This window comes from Vibrio genomosp. F10 str. 9ZD137, from assembly GCF_049974785.1.
Classification (GTDB): Bacteria; Pseudomonadota; Gammaproteobacteria; order Enterobacterales; family Vibrionaceae; genus Vibrio.
Genome location: NZ_JBNGCJ010000060.1, coordinates 1 through 509 on the forward strand (window position 1 = coordinate 1; position 509 = coordinate 509).

Annotated in this window: 1 protein-coding gene; it reads right to left on the reverse strand. The window is 46.2% G+C overall.

Going from position 1 to position 509, the window contains the following annotated elements:
• A partial coding sequence (locus ACP45E_RS00730; RefSeq protein WP_141707161.1) for an ABC transporter permease subunit occupies window positions 1-509 on the reverse strand: 509 nt, incomplete at both ends.

Sequence of the window (509 nt, forward strand, 5' to 3'; positions counted from 1 at the left end):
GGCCAGTCCTGGAAGTGTCACCGTCCAAGGCGCGAGATAAATCAGTTCAACCGAATCACCTAAAATGGCGCCCCACTCAGAGCTGGGTGCCTGCGCACCTAATCCGAGGAATCCAAGTGCGGATATATCTAAAATTGCAATCGACAACGCGTAGGTCATCTCAGTGGCGATGACGATCAGAATGTTAGGTAAAATAGAGCTCCACAGGAGGTAAAAGTCATTCGCGCCATCTAAGCGAGCGGCCATAATGTAGTCTTTTTCAATCTCATTGTGAACGGCGATATAAACAGAACGGATGAAGCGTGGAATCAGAGCAAGACAAATCGCCAAAAGAATATTGAACTCACCGAAACCGAGAAAGGCGACAAAAATAATGGCCAGCAATAAAGAAGGGATCGACATAATCGTATCAAGCAAATGATTGAGAGTACTTGATAATAGACCTTTGGTCATGCCGGCAAGGATACCAATGATGCAACCTACAGTCGCAGCAATAAGATCGGAAGAGC